The organism is Pseudomonas sp. 05T35, assembly GCF_056396605.1.
Map to the genome: position 1 here is coordinate 1 of NZ_JBFTLU010000872.1, position 629 is coordinate 629.

The window sequence follows — 629 nt, forward strand, 5'->3', positions numbered from 1 at the left end:
CAGGTATTGCGGGGTCGCGCAGAGTAAATGATCGATGGTCAATAACTGCCGGCCGACCAGGCCGGCTGGTGGGCGATCAGTAATGCGAATCGCCAGGTCGACATGATCGTCGATCAAATCGACCTCACGGTCCTCAAGCAGCAGTTCTACATCGACTTTGGGATAACGACGCAGAAACTCCGGCATATGCGGATGGATCACGAATCGCCCCACCGCCTTCGGTACGCTGACCCGCACCAGCCCTTCAGCTTCATGGGTGAACTGACCACTGATCTCCATCACTGACCGAGCGGCGCTGACCATTTCCTGACAGCGCTTGAACACCTCTTCGCCACCATCGCTCAAACGCAACTTGCGCGTGGTCCGCTGCAACAACCGCGTGGCCAGCGCCTTCTCCAGGCGCGAGATGCTGCGACTCACCGCCGAAGGCGACGAGCCCAGCTGTCGAGCAGCTTCCGAGAAGCTACCCGTCTCGACAACCTTGACGAAAATCGCCATTTCACCCAGCAACGGCAGCGGTAGATTTATGCTCACAGCGCAACAGTCCTTTGATGTTTGAACGGATTATCACGCAATTCCAGCCTTCATATAATAAAAATAGAAACTTTAATAAGGGCATGGAATATGAC

At 55.2% G+C, this 629-nt stretch carries 1 protein-coding gene; it reads right to left on the minus strand.

Going from position 1 to position 629, the window contains the following annotated elements; genetic code table 11:
• The coding region (locus AC1DH9_RS30400; protein WP_477809486.1) for a LysR family transcriptional regulator at positions 1-534 on the minus strand (534 nt) is incomplete at its 3' end.
• Between the last annotated feature and the right edge of the window lie 95 nt (positions 535-629).